This window comes from Pseudomonas sp. GL-B-12, assembly GCF_019955895.1.
GTDB lineage: Bacteria > Pseudomonadota > Gammaproteobacteria > Pseudomonadales > Pseudomonadaceae > Aquipseudomonas.
Map to the genome: position 1 here is coordinate 47,268 of NZ_JAHBCX010000066.1, position 15,713 is coordinate 62,980.

General features: G+C 58.8%; 11 protein-coding genes. 7 read left to right on the forward strand and 4 right to left on the reverse strand.

All coding sequences use genetic code 11. The features are described 5' to 3' along the window. Nucleotides 1-195 precede the first annotated feature (195 nt). The 4 genes from KGA85_RS27600 to KGA85_RS27615 all read left to right on the forward strand — a co-directional run bounded on the left by KGA85_RS27600 (nt 196) and on the right by KGA85_RS27615 (nt 10,139). A complete protein-coding gene (locus KGA85_RS27600; protein ID WP_223456202.1) occupies nt 196-2,289 on the forward strand; it encodes an LTA synthase family protein in 2,094 nt (697 codons plus the stop codon). Nucleotides 2,290-2,798: 509 nt separating this feature from the next. Next, the gene (ltrA, locus tag KGA85_RS27605; protein ID WP_223456203.1) at nt 2,799-4,220 is read left to right on the forward strand and encodes a group II intron reverse transcriptase/maturase; all 1,422 of its coding nucleotides are present in this window, start codon (nt 2,799-2,801) and stop codon (nt 4,218-4,220) included. Between the two features lie 448 nt (nt 4,221-4,668). Next, the gene (locus KGA85_RS27610; RefSeq protein WP_223543542.1) at nt 4,669-8,772 is read left to right on the forward strand and encodes a DUF1592 domain-containing protein; all 4,104 of its coding nucleotides are present in this window, start codon (nt 4,669-4,671) and stop codon (nt 8,770-8,772) included. Nucleotides 8,773-8,774: 2 nt separating this feature from the next. Continuing rightward, entirely contained in the window at nt 8,775-10,139 is a 1,365-nt protein-coding gene (locus KGA85_RS27615; RefSeq protein WP_223456205.1) for a DUF1552 domain-containing protein, read from the forward strand. 76 nt (nt 10,140-10,215) lie between these two features. Here KGA85_RS27615 and KGA85_RS27620 read toward each other — a convergent pair whose 3' ends face one another. Next, nucleotides 10,216-10,374, reverse strand: coding sequence for a DUF3309 family protein (locus KGA85_RS27620; protein ID WP_223456302.1), 159 nt, complete (start codon nt 10,372-10,374; stop codon nt 10,216-10,218). Between the two features lie 278 nt (nt 10,375-10,652). On the opposite strand from KGA85_RS27620, the gene KGA85_RS27625 reads away from it, so the two are divergent. The 3 genes from KGA85_RS27625 (at nt 10,653) to csrA (ending at nt 12,205) form a co-directional block, all read left to right on the forward strand. Beyond that, nucleotides 10,653-11,468: an SDR family oxidoreductase gene (locus KGA85_RS27625; RefSeq protein WP_223543543.1), complete on the forward strand. Its 816-nt coding sequence runs from the start codon at nt 10,653-10,655 to the stop codon at nt 11,466-11,468. Between the two features lie 64 nt (nt 11,469-11,532). Then, the gene (locus tag KGA85_RS27630; protein WP_008004345.1) at nt 11,533-11,865 is read left to right on the forward strand and encodes a YnfA family protein; all 333 of its coding nucleotides are present in this window, start codon (nt 11,533-11,535) and stop codon (nt 11,863-11,865) included. Nucleotides 11,866-12,019: 154 nt separating this feature from the next. After that, complete coding sequence (gene csrA / locus KGA85_RS27635; protein ID WP_223456207.1) at nt 12,020-12,205, forward strand: carbon storage regulator CsrA; 186 nt, start codon at nt 12,020-12,022, stop codon at nt 12,203-12,205. 5 nt (nt 12,206-12,210) lie between these two features. Here csrA and KGA85_RS27640 read toward each other — a convergent pair whose 3' ends face one another. The 3 genes from KGA85_RS27640 to ngg form a co-directional block, all read right to left on the reverse strand. Then, on the reverse strand, nt 12,211-12,438 hold the full coding sequence (locus tag KGA85_RS27640; RefSeq protein ID WP_056727184.1) for a YheU family protein: 228 nt from the start codon (nt 12,436-12,438) through the stop codon (nt 12,211-12,213). Between the two features lie 208 nt (nt 12,439-12,646). Further along, a complete protein-coding gene (locus tag KGA85_RS27645) occupies nt 12,647-13,837 on the reverse strand; it encodes an osmoprotectant NAGGN system M42 family peptidase (RefSeq protein ID WP_223456208.1) in 1,191 nt (396 codons plus the stop codon). 125 nt (nt 13,838-13,962) lie between these two features. Then, nucleotides 13,963-15,711: an N-acetylglutaminylglutamine synthetase gene (gene ngg, locus KGA85_RS27650; RefSeq protein WP_223533260.1), complete on the reverse strand. Its 1,749-nt coding sequence runs from the start codon at nt 15,709-15,711 to the stop codon at nt 13,963-13,965. Nucleotides 15,712-15,713: the final 2 nt, after the last annotated feature.

Here is a 15,713-nt window from a genome sequence, read left to right on the forward strand (position 1 = left end):
TCTCCCGTAACGCGTTGCGTATTGCTGAATGCAGGATGAAACAGTCGGGATGAGGGTAGTTATCAATGGCATTGCTGCCGTTGATCGTGCAACATTTGCGCACCGCGCAAACCCCGGGGCCTTGTATGGGCCGAAAAGAGGGCAAGGCGCAGCTGTATTTTTGAAACTTCAACTTCCAATGGGTCCTAAAACGACATGGCAATCCCGGACGCCCTGAATCAGCAGCGAGCTTCTAGTCGCCTGCTGCAACCGACCGTCAAATCGCATCTGGCCTACACGCTATTGTGTGCCCTGGTCATGATGGTCATGTTCAGCCTGCTGCGCGTCGCGCTGCTGGTTTACAACCGCTCGATGATCCTCGACACACCGGCCTCGACTTTCCTCGAAGCATTCGCCAACGGTCTGCGTTTCGACCTGCGTCTGGTGGTCTATCTCAGTATTCCGTTGCTGCTGGCCTTGTTCAGCGCACGGGCCATGGCTGCGCGCGGGCTGTTCCGTCTCTGGCTGACGATCGTCTCCAGCATTGCACTGTTCCTGGGCCTGATGGAGATGGACTTCTATCGTGAGTTCCACCAGCGCCTCAACGGCCTGGTCTTCCAGTACGTCAAGGAAGATCCGAAAACCGTGACGAGCATGCTCTGGTACGGTTTCCCGGTGGTCCGTTACCTGCTGGCCTGGGCCGTGGGCACTTGGATCCTGAGCCAGGCATTCAAGGGCGCCGACCGTGCAACCCGCCCTCGTGGCCCGTTCAGTGGCGGCAGCATCGGCACACGCCAGGTTGCGCCGTGGTATGCGCGTATCGCGGTATTCGTGGTGTGCCTGCTGGTTTGCGTGATCGCCGCTCGTGGCACCTTGCGTCAAGGCCCGCCATTGCGTTGGGGTGACGTCTACACCACCAACTCGATTTTCGCCAACCAGTTGGGCCTCAACGGCACCCTGCAGTTGGTTGCCGCAGCGAAAAGCCGGATGTCCGAAGAGCGTGACAACATCTGGAAGGCCACCCTGCCTCAAGAGCAAGCCCAGCAAATCGTGCGTGACATGCTGGTGCTGCCCGACGAAAAACTGGTAGAAGCCGACATGGCCGCTGTACGTCGTGACTACACGCCGCCGGCCGACAAGACCCTGCCGATCAAGAACGTCGTCGTGATCCTGATGGAAAGCATGGCCGGTCACTCGGTGGGAGCTTTGGGTGGCCCGGACAACATCACGCCGTACCTCGACAAACTGTCGAAGGAAGGCCTGTTGTTCGATCGTTTCTTCTCCAACGGCACCCATACCCACCAGGGCATGTTCGCCACCATGGGTTGCTTCCCGAACCTGCCGGGTTTCGAATACCTGATGCAGACCCCGGAAGGCAGCCACAAGCTGTCGGGCCTGCCGCAGTTGCTCAGTGCCCGTCACTATGACGACGTGTATGTCTACAACGGCGATTTCGCCTGGGACAACCAGTCGGGTTTCTTCAGCAACCAGGGCATGACCAACTTCATCGGCCGTAACGACTTCGTCAACCCGGTGTTCTCCGACCCGACGTGGGGTGTGTCCGATCAGGATATGTTCGATCGCAGTCTGCAAGAGCTCAAGGCACGGGAAAACGGCAAACCGTTCTATGCCTTGCTGCAAACCCTGTCCAACCACACGCCATACGCCTTGCCGACGCCATTGCCGGTCGAGCCTGTGACCAATCGCGGCAGCCTGAACGAGCACTTGACCGCCATGCGTTACGCGGACTGGGCGCTGGGCCAGTTCTTTGAAAAGGCCCGCAAGGAGCCGTACTTCAAGGAAACCCTGTTCGTCATCGTCGGTGACCACGGTTTCGGCAACGAACAGCAGATCACTGAAATGGACCTGGGCCGCTTCAACGTGCCGATGTTGATGATCGCGCCGGGCATCCAGGAGAAGTTCGGTCAGCGTGACCACACCGTGGGCACCCAGATCGACATCGTGCCAACCATCATGGGCCGCCTGGGCGGCGAAACTCGCCAGCAATGCTGGGGCCGCGACCTGCTCAACCTGCCTGAAGGCGATAAGGGTTTTGGTGTGATCAAACCTTCCGGTAACGAGCAGACCACGGCCATCCTCAGCGACGACCGGATCCTTGTGTTGCCAAAGGAAAAGGACATGGCGCCAAAGTTGTATCAGTACGAAATGGGCGCTACGCCGCACGCCGAGATCATTGCGGATGCACCGGGTACCGCCGAGTTGAAACTCAAGCTCGAAGCGTTCCTGCAAACAGCGACCAAGAGCCTGCTGGACAATACCGCTGGTGTTGTTGATGGCAAGCCGGACTAAGTATTCAGTCAGATCTTGCTGCCTGACCTCAGGCAACAAAAAATCAGAATCCGATACCTGCACAGGTATCGGATTTTTTTATGGTGCGCCAGGCATGGCGCGTTGCGCGCAAGCGCAACCAGCTTGGCTGTGGTGGCCTCGCTGGTGACTTGGAGGTGAAAGTCCTCTACACACCCGGCAAGGGGAAGTGTTAGCCAGAGGCAAGGGTGTCGTGGGTGACCGCGAATCTGAAGGAAGCCCGAGGCAAAATGCTGGCCTGACGAACAGGAAGCGGATGAGGCGGCGCAGCGGGGTAAGACGGCCATAATCGTCAAAGCCCAATACTTGCACGGAACGCTGTGACGTAGATCCGACAGGCATAAGCAGGAAGGTCGCGCGAATTACCCTGGGAGATCTGCACGTTTGCCACTGTGCTACCGAGCGTCGTGAGGCGACGGGATGAGCGTGCAGAAGTCAGCCGAGGCCGTAGTAAGTGGCAAGTAACTCTGCCACCAAGGGCCGAACAGGTTATGCCGCCAGTAGGCGTCAGAGTCTCGTCGAATACCGAAATGCAGAAATTTCTCCCAGAGAAGACTGTTACTCCGAGTCCCGGACAGAATCCGAGGATGACGGCTGACAGCGCACAGGTATCGACGGCGTCTGTGACGTGGACGAACGCGGAGCCGGAAACACTGATGGAGCGGGTGCTTGCACCCGCCAACCTTAGGCGTGCGTATCAACGCGTGGTCAGCAACAAGGGCGCGCCGGGTGCCGATGGCATGACGGTCGAGCAATTGGCGGACTACGTGAAACAGTATTGGCCGATCCGCAAGGGCCGGCTGCTGGCCGGCGAGTATCACCCGCAAGGTGTACGCGCCGTCGACATCCCCAAACCCAAAGGGGGAACAAGGCAGCTGGGCATCCCCAGTGTCGTGGATCGCCTGATCCAACAGGCCTTGCTGCAACAGCTCACGCCGCTCTTCGATCCGTTGTTCTCGGACTACAGCTACGGTTTTCGTCCGGGCAGAAGCGCTCACCAAGCCATCGAAACCGCCCGAGCTCATGTGGCGGCGGGACACCGCTGGTGCGTGGAGCTCGATCTTGAGAAGTTCTTTGATCGGGTCAACCACGATGTCCTGATGGCCTATGTCGAGCGCCAAGTCGAAGACAAGCGCGTGCTCAGGCTGATTCGCCGTTACCTCGAAGCGGGCGTGATATCGGGCGGATTCGTCGGCCAACGGCAGGAGGGGACGCCGCAAGGCGGCCCGCTGTCGCCATTGCTGTCGAATATCCTGCTTAACGAACTGGATCGCGAATTGGAACGGCGAGGTCATCGTTTCGTGCGTTATGCCGATGACGCGAACATTTATGTGCGCAGTCGGCGTGCTGGCGAGCGAGTGATGACCAGCGTCGAACGGTTCTTGAGTCAGCGTCTGAAACTGACGTTGAACCGGGAAAAGAGTCGTGTGGCACGCCCTTGGGTTTGTGATTACCTGGGTTACGGGATGAGCTGGCATAAGCAGCCGAAGCTGAAAGTGGCGAAGATGAGCCTGGGTCGCTTACGCGACCGGCTTAGAGAACTGCTGCGCGGGGCAGAGGGCCGCAAGATGGCGACAACTATCGAGCGGATCAATCCTGTACTGCGCGGTTGGGCGGGTTACTTCAAGCTCATCCAGAGCAAGCGAGCGTTTGAGGAACTGGACGGCTGGGTACGGCATAAACTTCGTTGTGTGATCTGGCGCCAATGGAAGCGGCCCTCAACAAGGGCTCGTAACCTGATACGCCTAGGGCTCAGCAGGGCCCGCGCCTGCATATCGGCGTTCAATGGCCGTGGCCCATGGTGGAGTTCCGGAGCTGCGCATCTGAATCAAGCGCTACCGAAGAAACTGTGGGATAGGCTGGGACTGGTCTCAATACTGGATACGATCAATCGGCTTAGCCGCATAACCTGAACCGCCGTATACGGAACCGTACGTACGGTGAGAGGACGGCGGATGTAAATCCGCCTCCTACTCGATCTTGCCGGGTGGCGATGTACCGCACCCAAGGGTAATACCTGTCAACTCTGACAGTAGACACCCTTGGGGTTTGGGGATTTCATACATGTGCTTCGGGTACCTGATCCAACGCTTGCAACAGCGACGTTGAGAGCGGGCAGTGTTGCAAGGATGAGTGTCTGTCTGTTCCTGTCTCTATGGCTTTCGTGCCATGTCTTGGTCATGCAGTGGAACCGCATTGGAAGACATTCCAATAGAAACGCCGGGGTTGGCTTTGGCTCTTTTTTTGCCTGCCACTTCGGTTCAGGTGGTTCGCCGCAGGACACTGAATCTGCAGATTTGTCCGACGGGTTGAAACACTTGGCTGACGAGTGAGGCTCGCTTCATGAATAAGTCTGTCGGTGTGCTTCGTTTGCTGTGGCTCGCGTGTCTGGTGGCGCTCGCCGCTGTCATCGCTTTAGCGGTGTTCACCGGAACATCAGAGTCAGCTCCCTCACCTCGGTCCTGTACCGCACCCGCTTACGAGAAGGACACGGCCTATGAACAAGGGCAACAGGTACAGCACGCCGGCCAACAGTTTGAATGCTGGAAAGATGACGAGGCACCGCTTGGTGTCGGCAGTTGGCAATGGTGTCGGCAACCGGCCTATGAGCCACTCCTTCCAACCAACCACTGGAAAGGCGCGTGGAAGGAACTCGGTGAATGCGGTGGTTTTGAGGGCAATCGCCTGACGCTGAGCTTTTCCACTCTTAGCGGCAAAGCACCCCTGAAACCGGCGGTGCCCGGTGTCGCTCGCGCTGATCAGATGGTCACCGGGACTTTGCGCTGCAAGGCCGAAGAGATTTCGATCAGCGCGAAGGCCAACGAAACGATCCACCTCGATAATCTGAAAGCCTGCGACTACCAATTGGTGATGAACAGCACTGATGGATACATCCCGCTGAACACGCCGCGCATTGTCACGTTCAAGGCAGCGCAAGGGGCAGAGCAAGCCGTGACGGTGAAGTATCGTCCACCGGTGGATGTGAGCAAGCTCAGTGGTTTGCCGGGGATAAAAATCGAGCTGTTTGCCCAGGGGCTTATTCAACCCAGGCAGATGGCCATGGGCAAGAACGTATTGTATGTCGGCTCCAGCGCAATCCCTTCGTACGTCTATGACGGAAAAATCGGCGACATGATCTATGCGTTGCCACTGGATGGAGCGGGTAAACCGACGGGCATTCATGTCATTGCCAGCGGTCTGGAAGAGCCTCACGGCGTGGCGTATCGCGACGGTGACCTGTATTACTCGACCACGGGTGGTCTGTATCGCTTGCGTAACGCGGACGATCATTACAAAGACCCGAAACCCGAACTGGTTTTCAACTTTCCGGCAGATGACAACCTGTTTCCCTTGCCCCCTCTGTCGTCCGGTTCGAACACTCGCATCTGGCACATGAAACACCCCTTGCGCTTCAATCCACTCGATCCATCAGACAAGTGGCTTTATACGGCGGTCGGCATTCCGTGCAACTTGTGCATGATTCCTGCCGACAAGCGTTATGGGGCTGTCTTGCGCTACTCCCTGGAAACGGGGGCGTCCGAGATTCTGGCCACGGGGGTGCGTAATTCTGTCGGCTTCGACTGGAACCCTAAGGACGGCAAAATATGGTTCAGCGACAATAATCGCCAAGGCTTCCCCAACCCTGATGAGGTCAACTTTATCCGGGGCCCCGGGTTGCATTTCGGCGTGCCTTATCGGTTTGGCAAGGACACGCCCGGATTCACCCAGGAGGAGTACCTGAACTCGGGTGTGATCCAGCCACCGCTGGTGCCCGGTGCCATTGTGTCCGACAAGTCGCTCGAGCAGATCAACCCCGCTGATTATGTGCCGGCAGCTTTTGAGTCGGGCACCAACACGGCACCGCTCGGGGTCAAGTTCTGGTCAGGTTACCCGGCCACTGCGGATACCCAACATTTGCTGGTTGCGGTGCATGGTGCGGGCTCCACCGCCCGTCCAGGCATGGACATACAAATGCTGACCATCCAGGGCGGTACGCGCGTGGTCAACCAGATCCCGTTGATCAATGGATTTGTGCAGGATCCGGATCGGTTTGATGTCTATTGCCTGGACAACTCGTGCATTGGGCGCCCCGTCGAGTTTCTTGAACTGACGGATGGCAGCCTGTTGATCAGCGACGATGTCGCCGGGGTCATCTATCGCGTGCGCTATGACACAACCGGGTTGCCGCAGACCGAATTGGCGTTGCGTCCGATGCTGTCACCCCCCGGCCTGGAAGACGAGATGATCAGCGGTTATCTGATTGCCCCCGATGGCAATAGCCGGCTGGTGCAAATGTCATGGCATCCGTTAAACAATGAGTTCGCGCTGGTTCTCAAAGGGCTGGCGTACGGTGAGTATCAGTTGCGGCTCAATGATGTGAAAAACTGGATTCCTGAGGTGCGCAACACATCCTTCACGCTATCGGAAACCAACAAGACTCGTACCATCACCACGCGTTACCGCGAGCGGCCGATCAAGCTTGAGGTCAAGATTGCGATCCAGGCACCGGCTAAACCTGCTTCAGTCACCGATGGCCAATGGCACATCAGCCTGGTCAATGAGGCCCGGAGCAATGCTGAGCAACAGGTCATAAACATTCCATGGGGCGGGACTACAACGCAGCTCCTCGACTATGGCAAGTACAAGGTTTTCTACCCGTTTTACTCGAAGGAAAAACCGGAGCCGGAACTGGAGCTGGTGGTGATTGATGAGTCCAGTCAGGACCGGCAGTTACCACTCATGACTTACCAACATGTCGAGAGCCTGGGCGAAAGGGTCTTGGCGGGGGCCTGTACCAAGTGCCATTCGGTCGAGTACTTCAACAGCGTGAGTAAGGCCTTGCTCTGGAGCGTGGCGGGTCGGGAAGCGTTGGTCAAACAAATCAAGACCATGCCGGTTTCAGGGCATTGCGACACCACCTGTGCGACTGAAATCAGTAATCACTTGTTCGACGTCGTCTGGAAACCTTACCTGGATCAGGGCGAATCCTATGGCGCGCGGCAGTTGCGATTGCTGACGCCAAGTGAGTATGCCGTCACCGTCTGGGACATTCTGGGTGTCGAAGTTAATCCCGATAAACTGCCGGCCGACAAGTCCGAAAAAGACTTCAAGTACCCAGGGGAAGCGAACATGGGCGTTCTGCAGGCAGAGGACGTCAAACTGTTTTACGACATGGCATTGTCGGTGGCAGAAAAGGTTTCGCCATCGCGGTTGAGCGCGCTGGCAACCTCCCGGACAGGCAACGATCTGGTTACCTCCCTGGGTTATCAGTTGTTCCGACGGCCTGTGACTGACGCCGAGCGGTTGCGTTACCAGAAAATCCTCAACGAGCAAGGGGCGCCGGCTTTAATCACCGCTCTAATGATGTCGCCGAACTTTCTCTATCGCTCTGAACTGGGGACGGCGACAGCATTGGCAAACAACGTGTACGAGTTAACGCCGTTCGAGGTAGCGACTGCGCTCTCTTACGCGTTCGAGGGCACGACTCCGGATGTTGAACTGCTGGCCAAGGCGCAGCGTAACGAACTGCGGACCTCACAACAGATCTCTGCAGAGATTGAGCGAATGATGCAAACGGATCGCGGTATCGAGCAGTTCAACCGATTCGTCAGCTACTACGTCAAAACCGCTCGGGGCGTGCAGGAAAAACCGGGACTGAGCAAACACATGATCGAACTCATGGCCCAGGAGCAGTATTTGCTGAGCAAAACCATGTTACTGAGTTCGGGAACCCTGAGTGAGTTGTTCAACCCTGGTTACACCTATTTGAATCAGGACCTGGCCGCGCATTATGGAATCAGCGGCGTCACGGGCAGCACGATGCAAAAGGTCGTAGTGGACGAAAAACGGGGAGGGTTGTTGCATCTGGGGCTGACTCAAGCTGCCACGTCAGACTTGGTGAGCACCTCATTGGTCAAGCGTGGAATCATGGTACGTGAGCAGATGTTCTGCCGTGAATTCGGTGCCCCGGTGGAGCCCGAGCCTGAAGGCCCTACGCTTCCAAACCGGGCAATTACCACCCGTGAATACTGGGGGCTGGTAAACGGCGAACATGCTTCAAACGGGCGTTGCTGGCAATGCCATCAATTCATGAATGACACCGGGGCGGCATCGCAGAACTACGATGCGGCCGGTCGTTATCGCACCGTGGAAAACGCCTACAACTACAATCAATATCCACAAATTATGCCGATCGACGCCTCCGGTCCGTTTATCACTTCGGCCGGAACCGAGCATATCAACGACGTTCGGGATATTGCCCGAATAATTCCACGCCATCCGGCATCCCAGTTCTGCATGGCCGACAGTTACTTCCGGTTTGTATTCGGCACCAAATCTGATGCCTCGACCTCGGGGACCGTGAAAGCGATTGCCGATGGTTTGAAAACCTCAGGGGCCCTGGCAGAAATGTTGCGAACTCTGGGTACCTCCAAGGCGTTCACCTACAAGACCGAGAGGAACTGATCATGGGCATTTTGAAAAGTCGTCGACGCTTTCTTGCGGGTCTGGCTGCGGCGAGTGTCTTTGGTCCGTTGACCCAATTCGGATTAGCGCGGATGGCATTGGCGGGGCAATCCGAGCAAGCCAGGTTGAAGGTCGTGTTTGCGGTGGTCCCCGACGGTCTGGCGGTGGACTCCTACAATGGCGGTGGTTTTGGTGATGGGCGCGGATTGTGGCATCCCACTGCACAGGGGACGGATACCACGGCCTTTACGCTGAATGAAGTCAGTTCAGAGCTGGCCGCCTATCGCAACCAGTCGTTGTACCTGCGCGGGATTATTCTGGGGCCGGGGAACGTGGGTCATAATGGCTGGAACTGGGTATTGCGTGATAGCGCACAGAGTCAATCGTCTATTGACGTGTTGCTGGGGCAAGCGCTGCCGGGCACTGAGCCGTCCCACCGAAGTCTGTTTGCCGGTCCCCACGCCGGAATCGATGGAACGCCCTGGTTTGTGTCGTTTCAGGGAAGTGCGATTCGTACCCCCTACCGTGACCCAATGCTGATGGTTGAATCGTTGTTCAAGTCACCCGCTCAGACTCGGGGCGCACTACAGCCTGGGGCCGGTGCGCTGCTGGAGGCATCCCTGGTGGATATCCAGGAACTCAGAGTCAAACTTTCTGCCGGAGAACGGCAAAAGCTTGATACCCATCTCGACTCGGTGGAGCAGGTCATCAAGGACCTGGAGGAAACACGGCCACCCGTGGGGGCATGTGAGCCTGTGACACTCGAGCCCCTGGATTACAGATCGGCGGTGCACCGCACCCGCATTCAGGCTGATCACCACAAAGTGGTGGCCACCGCATTGGGTTGCGGGATAACCCGGGTCGCCACCCTTCAGATCGGGCGCTCGGCGGAGTCGCTCAATATCGTTGATGTCAGTTCCACCAGTAATCCCCATGAATGTGCACATCGTTACGCCGGGGAAGAGCCCTGGAGAGGAACACGGAAATGGTACGTCAAGCAGATCAAACTGTTTATGGATGAACTGGCCAGGTACCAGGACCCGCACGTGCCCAGCGACAATCTGCTCCAACATACACTCGTCGTACTCACCAGCGAGATGGCCGATGGAGCCCCTGAGCACATGGTCGATATGCCGATGTTATTAATGGGAGGCGCGAGCGGATTATTAAAAAGCGGGGACGGTTCAGGGCGGTACTTCAACGTTACGTCGCAAGCCGATCGTCAGCACCACGCGGGGAACCCGGTGATCGGCAAGAATTTCGTCGACATGCAGCGTATCTGGGCAACCGTAGCCAAGGCCGCAGGAACCAGCGTGCCTTATGACGGCAATATCGATCCCCTCAGCGGGATATTCACTAACGTATGAATCAAAACAACGATGCCAGTCAGATTGACTGACTGGCATCGTCTTTTTCGCTGGTTTCTATCTGCTTGTCAGACTTTCATATCTTGCCGAGCAACAACAGGATCAGTATCACCACCAACACCACGCCGAGGATTCCGGATGGGCCATAACCCCAACTTCTGGAGTGCGGGAAGACCGGCAAACCACCGATCAGTAACAGGATCAGAATGACGATCAGTATTGTGCCCATGTCTATTTCCTTGTCGAAAATGCAGTGGATTGACCCTGCCAATCAAGGTCAGCGGGAATGAAGTAAGTTCGAGCTGCTTAAAAAAGCCGACTCTTGCGCTTGCAGGAAAACTCCAGGTTTTTTCAAGTATTTCGAGCAGGTTCTTATTTCTATTGTTGTTGCCTTAGTTGTTTCAGGCGCTCCCGCGGTTTGCTTGGGCCATTCAGCAATCTGATGGAGCGTGGGTCGGGCAATTTCCTTCGCTACACTCGGTGCATCTTCCGAGAACAACAAGGCTGTTTGCTATGCAAAATCGCATGATGATCACTGGTGCAGGCTCGGGCCTGGGTCGCGAAATCGCGCTGCGCTGGGCGCGTGAAGGCTGGCAACTGGCTTTGTCGGACGTCAGCGAGCCCGGGTTGCAGGAAACCCTCAAGCTGGTCCGCGAAGCGGGCGGCGACGGTTTTATCCAGCGCTGCGACGTACGCGATTACAGCCAGTTGACGGCGTTCGCCCAGGCCTGCGAAGTCAAGCTCGGCGGCATCGATGTCATCGTCAATAACGCGGGCGTGGCGTCTGGCGGGTTCTTCAGTGAGTTGTCCCTGGAGGACTGGGACTGGCAGATCGCGATCAACCTGATGGGCGTGGTCAAGGGTTGCAAGGTTTTCCTGCCGTTGCTGGAAAAAAGCAAAGGCAAGATCATCAATATCGCGTCCATGGCCGCGCTGATGCAAGGCCCGGCGATGAGCAACTACAACGTGGCCAAGGCGGGCGTGGTGGCGTTGTCCGAAAGCCTGCTGATCGAGCTGGCGCATCAGGAAGTTGGGGTGCATGTGGTGTGCCCGTCGTTCTTCCAGACCAACCTGCTGGACTCCTTCCGCGGCCCGACTCCGGCCATGAAAGCCCAGGTCGGCAAGTTGCTGGAAAGCTCGCCCATCAGCGCCGCCGACATCGCCGACTACATCTACCGGCAGGTCGCCGCTGGCGAGTTCATGATCCTGCCCCACGAACAGGGCCGCATGGCCTGGGCGATCAAGCAGAAGACCCCGCAATTGCTCTACAACGAAATGACCATCATGGCCGACAAAATGCGCGCCAAGGCCAGGCAATCGGCAAGCTGATCTTGCCCGCAGGCGACGCTGTGGTTAGGGTGGCCGCCATCGGCCATCCTCGCGAGACGCTTGCATGCTCAATTACCTGTGGTTTTTCCTCGCCGCGCTGTTCGAAATTGCCGGTTGCTTTGCCTTCTGGATGTGGCTGCGCCAAGGCAAAAGCATGTGGTGGGTGGTGCCGGCGCTCCTCAGCCTGACCCTGTTCGCCCTGCTGCTGACCCGTATCGAAGCCACCTACGCCGGCCGTGCCTACGCCGCTTACGGTGGCATCTACATCATTGCCTCAATCGGCTGGTTGGCCGTGGTCGAGCGGATTCGTCCGCTGGGTTCGGACTGGCTCGGCGTGGCGCTGTGTGTGATCGGCGCGAGCATCATCCTGTTCGGGCCGCGATTCTCCGCGTCCTGACAGATCGGCCCTACAATCAACCGGCTTGTCAGACCTTTCCGTAAGCGTGGCGCGTCAGGGGCTGTCAGTCCGGTCTGGTTTGCTGTCGGAGCATTGTAGGCGTGCGGCGGGCCGGGCATCTTCAAGGGCCAGTAACCCCTGAAGGACACTCCTCATGCTCGTACTCACTCGCATTGTGGGCGAAACCATTTCCATCGGTGACAACATTACCGTGCGTGTTCTCGCGATCAACGGAAGCAACGTGCGCTTTGGCGTTGAAGCGCCTCAGGACGTCAATGTGCACCGCTGCGAAATCTACGAACGCATCCAGAACAAACTGGCGAAAACCAAGGAGCGCTGAAGGCCTCAGTCAAACAGGTGCTTGGGCACGTCGTGCTTGAGCATTAACTGGCATTGCTCGCTTTCCGGATCGAAGACAATCAGTGCCTGGCCCTTGGTCAAGGCCTGGCGCACGCGCAGGACGCGGGTTTCCAGTGGTGTGTCGTCACCATTGTCCGTGCCGTCGCGGGTCACGAAGTCCTCGATCAGGCGAGTGAGGGTGTCGACTTGAAGTTGGTCGTGGGGGATCAGCATAGGCACCTCGGTTGGATCAATGGCGCGATGCTACGGCGATTGGGCGAGGACAGCCAGCCCGGGGTCTTATGTTGTCTAGTCTGACGCCTTCGCGAGCAAGCCCGCTCCCACAGTTGACCGAGTTACTCCATGAAAATGCGGTCGAATGTGGGAGCGGGCTTGCTCGCGAAGGCAATGTGTCAGACACCGAATATCTCAGCGTTTCAACTCAACTCTCCGACCGCTGCCCCACCAGGCTGTCCACCGACGGCACCCGCGTATCGCTTTCCATCTGTGTGTCGTGTTCAAGCTGATGGCTGAAGCGGTCCAGTGAGCCCTTGGCCGGCTGTGCATCGCTTGCAAACACGGGTGGGCTGAGGATGTATGCACCGAGCAGGCGGCTCAGGGCGGCGAGGCTGTCGATGTGGGTGCGCTCGTAACCGTGGGTGGCGTCGCAGCCGAAGGCAAGCAGGGCGGTGCGAATGTCGTGGCCGGCGGTGACCGCCGAATGGGCGTCGCTGAAGTAGTAGCGGAACAGGTCGCGGCGTGCCGGCAACTCGTTGTCGCTGGCCAGGCGCAGAAGGTGGCGCGACAGGTGATAGTCATACGGCCCGCCTGAATCCTGCATCGCGATGCTCACCGCGTGCTCGCTGGAGTGTTGGCCGGGCGCCACCGGTGCGATGTCGATGCCGACGAATTCACTGACGTCCCAGGGCAACGCCGCCGCGGCGCCGCTGCCGGTTTCCTCGGTGATGGTGAACAGTGGATGGCAGTCGATCATCAGCTCTTCGCCACTGTCGACGATGGCTTTGAGCGCCGCCAGCAGCGCGGCCACCCCGGCCTTGTCGTCGAGGTGGCGGGCGCTGATGTGGCCGCTTTCGGTGAACTCCGGCAGCGGGTCGAAGGCGACGAAATCGCCGACGCTGATGCCCAGCGACTCGCAGTCGGCACGGGTGGCGCAGTAGGCGTCCAGGCGCAACTCGATGTGATCCCAACTGATCGGCATTTCATCCACGGCGGTATTGAATGCGTGCCCGGAAGCCATCAGCGGCAAGACGCTGCCACGGATCACGCCGTTGTCGGTAAACAGGCTGACCCGGCTGCCTTCGGCAAAGCGGCTGGACCAGCAGCCGACGGGCGCGAGGCTCAGGCGGCCGTTGTCCTTCACTGCACGCACCGCCGCACCGATGGTGTCCAGGTGGGCGGAAACGGCGCGGTCGGGGCTGTTTTTCTTGCCCTTGAGCGTGGCGCGGATGGTGCCGCGACGGGTCAGCTCGAAGGGAATACCGAGTTCTTCAAGGCGTTCGGCGACGTAGCGCACGATGGTGTCGGTGAACCCGGTGGGGCTGGGAATGGCGAGCATTTCCAGCAGGACTTTTTGCAGGTAACCGAGGTCCGGCTCGGGGATTTTGCTGGTCATGGAAACTCCTGATTGGTTATCGCCTGTACGGCCGCCTTCGCGAGCAGGCTCGCTCCTACAGGGGGAACGCGATCAAAGGTGGGAGCGAGCCTGCTCGCGATGGCATCAGTCCAGACAACGCATCACTAAGAGACCACCGGCTGACTGTACGGAAACAACAAATCCACAAACCGCTCCGCCGTGGGCTGCGGTTCGTGGTTGGCCAGCCCGGCCCGTTCGTTGGCTTCGATAAACACATAGTTCGGCTGGTCAGCGGCGGACACCATCAGGTCGAGGCCGACCATGGGAATGTCCAGGGCTCGGGCCGCGCGGATGGCGGCGTCCACCAGCGTCGGATGCAGGATCGCCGTGACGTCTTCAAGCACGCCGCCGGTATGAAGGTTCGCCGTGCGCCGTACGAACAGGTGTTCGCCGGCCGGCAGAATGCTGCTGTATTCGTAACCGGCGGCACGCAAGGTGCGCTGGGTTTCCTGGTCCTGCGGGATCTTGCTTTCGCCATCCGTGGCCGCTTGTCGCCGCCGGCTCTGGGCTTCGATCAATGCACCGATGGAGTGCTGGCCGTCGCCGACCACTTCGGCCGGCCGGCGAATGGCGGCGGCGACCACTTCAAAACCGATCACCACAATGCGCAGGTCCAGGCCCTCGTGGAAACTTTCCAGCAGCACGCGGCTGTCGAAGTGGCGAGCGGCTTCTATGGCTTGCTGCACCTCCTCGATGGTGCGCAAATCCACCGCCACCCCTTGGCCCTGTTCACCATCCAGTGGCTTGACCACCACGCGTTGGTGTTCATCGAGGAACGCCAGATTGTCATCGGCGTTACCCGCCAGTTGCTGCGCCGGCAGTTTCAACCCGGCAGCCTTGAGGACTTTGTGGGTCAGGCTTTTGTCCTGGCACAGGGTCATGCTGACGGCGCTGGTCAGGTCGCTCAGGGATTCACGGCAGCGTACCCGGCGCCCGCCATGGCTGAGGGTGAACATCCCGGCGTCGGCGTCATCGACGTGCACATCGATGCCACGACGGTGTGCTTCCTCGACAATGATCCGTGCGTAGGGGTTGAACGCGGCTTCCGGGCCGGGCCCGAGAAACAGCGGCTGATTGATGCCGTTCTTGCGCTTGATGGCGAAGGTCGTCAGGTTGCGAAAACCGAGCTTGGCGTAGAGGCTTTTCGCCTGGCGGTTGTCGTGCAGTACCGACAGGTCGAGGCAGGCGAGCCCGCGACTCATGAAGTGTTCGATCAAATGCCGCACCAGCACTTCACCGACACCCGGCCGCGCACAATGCGGGTCGACCGCCAGGCACCACAGGCTGCTGCCGTTTTCCGGGTCGTTGAAGGCCTTGTGGTGGTTGAGGCCCATGACGCTGCCGATGACCGCGCCGCTGTCCTCGTCTTCGGCCAGCCAGTACACCGGGCCGCCCAGATGACGCGGAGTGAGCAGGGTGGCATCGATCGGCAGCATGCCGCGGGCCTGGTACAGCTGATTGATCGCCTGCCAGTCGGTATCGCTTTGCGCGCGTCGAATGCGAAAACCACGAAATACCCGGGTCGCCTGACGGTAGTCGCTGAACCACAGGCGCAAGGTATCGGACGGGTCGAGGAACAGCTGCGTCGGCTCAAGCCCCAGTACTTGCTGGGGTGCGGCGACGTACAGGGCAATGTCCCGCTCGCCGGGCTGCTCGTTGAGCAACTCGCTTGCGAGGCTCGCGGCATCGGCAAAGGTATGGCCGATCAGCAAGCGGCCCCAGCCGCAATGCACGGCAATCGGCGCCCCGCCGAGTTCACTGCCATCCTCGGCCAGACGTGCCTGCAAGCGTTCGTAGGAAGGCGACTGGCCGCGCAACAGGCGTTGGCTGAAAGCCGTGGCGTGAGGTTTCATCG

Excerpts from the sequence above, each read along its gene's own strand:
- KGA85_RS27615 (WP_223456205.1), top strand. The coding sequence starts at position 8,775 with ATGGGCATTTTGAAAAGTCGTCGACGCTTTCTTGCGGGTCTGGCTGCG.
- KGA85_RS27600 (WP_223456202.1), top strand. The coding sequence starts at position 196 with ATGGCAATCCCGGACGCCCTGAATCAGCAGCGAGCTTCTAGTCGCCTG.
- KGA85_RS27645 (WP_223456208.1), bottom strand. The coding sequence starts at position 13,837 with ATGACCAGCAAAATCCCCGAGCCGGACCTCGGTTACCTGCAAAAAGTC.
- csrA (WP_223456207.1), top strand. The coding sequence starts at position 12,020 with ATGCTCGTACTCACTCGCATTGTGGGCGAAACCATTTCCATCGGTGAC.
- ngg (WP_223533260.1), bottom strand. The coding sequence starts at position 15,711 with ATGAAACCTCACGCCACGGCTTTCAGCCAACGCCTGTTGCGCGGCCAG.
- KGA85_RS27640 (WP_056727184.1), bottom strand. The coding sequence starts at position 12,438 with ATGCTGATCCCCCACGACCAACTTCAAGTCGACACCCTCACTCGCCTG.
- KGA85_RS27630 (WP_008004345.1), top strand. The coding sequence starts at position 11,533 with ATGCTCAATTACCTGTGGTTTTTCCTCGCCGCGCTGTTCGAAATTGCC.
- KGA85_RS27625 (WP_223543543.1), top strand. The coding sequence starts at position 10,653 with ATGCAAAATCGCATGATGATCACTGGTGCAGGCTCGGGCCTGGGTCGC.
- ltrA (WP_223456203.1), top strand. The coding sequence starts at position 2,799 with ATGCCGCCAGTAGGCGTCAGAGTCTCGTCGAATACCGAAATGCAGAAA.